The sequence below is a fragment of the Gemmatimonadota bacterium genome, from assembly GCA_016209965.1.
Taxonomy (GTDB): Bacteria; Gemmatimonadota; Gemmatimonadetes; order Longimicrobiales; family RSA9; genus JACQVE01.
In genome coordinates, this window is the sequence record JACQVE010000276.1 from 1 (window position 1) to 2996 (window position 2996).

The window sequence follows — 2996 nt, forward strand, 5'->3', positions numbered from 1 at the left end:
CGGCTGGGCGGGGTGCCCCGCGTGGTCGCGCGGGTGGGACTCGAGACGGATACGGCGCGCAGCCCGCTGTACCGCGTGGCCTTGCGGCGCTGGACGGACGTCATCGTCCTGAACGCCGAGGCCATGCGCGATCGCTTCCTCGCCCGTGCGCCGGGGCTGGACGCTGCCCGCGTGGTCACGATCCGCACGGGCGTGGCCAGGCCGGAGCGGCGTGCGGCGCCGGGTGCCGTGCGGCGCTGGCTGGGGGTCGCGGCCGGGGCGCGGGTGATCGGAACCGTAGCGCGGCTGGCCGGTCAGAAGCGGCTGGACCGGCTGCTCGAGGCACTGGCGCGGCTGCCGGCGGACGTGCACTGCCTTGTGGCCGGTGCGGGCGCGGAGCAGACTGCGCTGGAACGGCTGGCCCTCGAGCTGGGTGTGGCCGGACGGCTGCACCTGCTGGGTGAGCGCGACGACGTGGGCGATGTGCTGGACGCGCTGGACGTGTTCGTGGTGTGCTCGGACCGCGAGGGGCTGAGCAATGCCATGCTCGAGGCGCTGGCCGCCGGCGTGCCGGTAGTGAGCACGCCCGTGAGCGGCGCGGCGGAGGCGCTCGAGTCCTTCCCGGAGGGCGGCGCGCCAGGCGAGATCGTCGGGTTCGACGCCGCGGATCTGGCGGCATGCCTCGAGCGGCTGCTGGCGGATCCCGCCAGACTGCGCGCCATGGGCGCGGCGGCCGTGCGGCGGGCCGAGGAGCGCTTCGGCTTCGAGCGCATGCTGGACGGTTGGGAGGCCGTGCTCGAGGGTGCGCTGGTCCCGGCGGCCGGCACCATAGAGGCGGGGGATGCGGTTCGGCGCCAGGCCGCCACGCCCTCCGCGTCACGGCCGGGGCGCCCGGCAACGCGGCGCGGGGACCCGGCAGGGCGGCGCGGGCCAGGGGGCCGGGCGTGACGGCGCCGTTCCCCGCCGAGCGGGTCTGCATTGTCCTGCTGACCGGGGTGGGCGACGTCGTGCACGGGCTCCCCGTCGTCAACGCGCTCAAGCGGCGGCATCCCGCCTGCCGCATCACCTGGATCGCGGAACCCGCTCCGTCCTGGGTAGTACGGCCGCACCCCGCGGTGGACGAGGTGGTGGTTTTCGAACGGGCGCGCGGGCTGGCGGGCGTGCGCGAGCTGTGGCGGTCGCTGCGTGGCCGCCGCTTCGACCTGACGCTGAACCTCAACGTCTACTTCAAGAGCGTGTTCCCCACCGTGTTCTCCGGTGCTCCGCGCCGCCTGGGCTTCGGGCGCGGCCGCGCGCGGGAGGGCGTCTGGCTGTTCTCGAACCAGCACCTGCCGCCCGGGCCGCGACGCCACACGCAGGATCTCTTTCTCGAGTTCCTGGACGCACTGGGCGTCGAACGCGGGCCGCTGGAGTGGCGCATCACCCTGGCGGAGGAGGAACGGCGAGCGCAGGCGGAATTCTTCCAGCGGCTCGACGGGCTGGAGGGCCGGCCGGCGGCCGCGCTGATCCCCGCCTCGGCAAAGGCAGCCAAGGATTGGCTGCCGGAGCGCTACGCGGCGGTGGCGGACGCGCTCGAGGCCGACTACGGGTTCCGCGTGCTGCTGCTGGGGGGCGCGTCGCCGCGGGAGGCGCGGCTGGCGCGGGAGGTGCTCGGGCACTGCCGCACGCGGCCGATCTGGGCGCTGGGGGACGGCGTGCGCCGCCTGATCACCCTGATCGCCGGCAGCCGCCTGGTGATCGCGCCGGATACCGGGCCGGTGCACCTCGCCCGGGCGCTCGAGGTGCCGGTCATCGGGCTGTATGGACATACCAACCCCTGGCGCGTGGGGCCGTACCGCAAGTACCAGGATCTCTGGGTGGACCGCTACACAGAGGAGGGGGAGGCGCCGGAGCCGGGCGGCTTCGAGCCGAAGAGTGGGCGCATGCAGCAGATCACAGTGGCGGAGGTACTGGATCGGGTGGAACGGGCCGTGAGCCGCTAATGGTCGAGTTCACAAGTGCGATGAATGCCGCCGTATTTGTGAATTCGAGCACTGGCTGTGGCGGCCGGCCCAGCCGCGGCGCCGGGCAGCCCCATTCGCGATCTTGATGCGGAGCCGCTCCCGCCCGATCTTGTAGGGTCAGCGCAAGGAGGACGCGATGAGGCATCCCTGAAGCAATGTGGCGCCGGGGCCGCAGCGGTGCGGGAGGCAGGGCCGTGAGAATCGGGCTCGAGCGGCTACGAGTCCGGTTAGTGTGGGTGGCGGTGGCGCCGTACATCCTGTTTGCACGCCCTTCGCCGCTGCTGCTGGCCGTGGGCGGGACCCTGGGCGTGGCGGGCGTGCTGCTGCGTGCCTGGGCTGCTTCTACCCTGCGCAAGAATGCTGTGCTGACCACAGGTGGGCCATACGCCTACACGCGGCACCCGCTCTACCTGGGGAGCTTCCTGATGGGACTGGGTGTGGCCGCTGCGGGGGGGCGGCTGGCGTTCCTGCTGCTGGTGCTCTGCTACTTCGCGGTCGTGTACGGGCCCACCATGCGGGCAGAGGCGCGGCGGCTGGAACGGCGGTTCGGAGAGGACTACCGGGAGTACGCGCGACGGGTCCCGCTCTTCTTCCCGCGGCTCGATAGCGGACGGGTCCGGCAGGCGCAGCCGCTCCGCGCCCGCCTGCAGCGCTACCTGAGCCACCGCGAGTACAACGCCGTGCTGGGTCTCCTGCTGGTGTTCCTGACCCTGATCGCCAAGCTGGTCATCGATTAGGGGGCTATCGGACCAGCTTTCAATCTTTCATGTTGGCCGGGAATACTATCCTGCCGACCGGCCTGCGTATACTGCTCCGGGGAGGTAGCGACGGCCTCGGCTGCGGCCGGTCGAGTCCCGGTAGCCCAAGGGCATAGCAGGGTGGGCCAGCATTAAAGATTGAAACATGGTCCGAGTAAAGACCCTGTTCCTGACGCAGGACTTCCCCCCGTTCCCGGGGGGCATCGCCCGCATGTACGGCGAGCTGTGCCGTCGCTTCCCCGCGGGCGGTGTCGAA

The 2996-nt window shown here is 72.1% G+C and carries 3 protein-coding genes; all 3 read left to right on the forward strand.

Annotated elements, in window-relative coordinates:
* Window positions 1–927, forward strand: a 927-nt coding sequence (locus HY703_10990; protein MBI4545712.1) for a glycosyltransferase, incomplete at its 5' end; no start/stop codon positions are given.
* Window positions 924–1961, forward strand: coding sequence for a glycosyltransferase family 9 protein (locus HY703_10995; GenBank protein ID MBI4545713.1), 1038 nt, complete (start codon window positions 924–926; stop codon window positions 1959–1961). The genes HY703_10990 and HY703_10995, both read left to right, overlap by 4 nt.
* 257 nt (window positions 1962–2218) lie before the next feature.
* Window positions 2219–2719, forward strand: coding sequence for an isoprenylcysteine carboxylmethyltransferase family protein (locus HY703_11000; GenBank protein ID MBI4545714.1), 501 nt, complete (start codon window positions 2219–2221; stop codon window positions 2717–2719).
* Window positions 2720–2996: the final 277 nt, after the last annotated feature.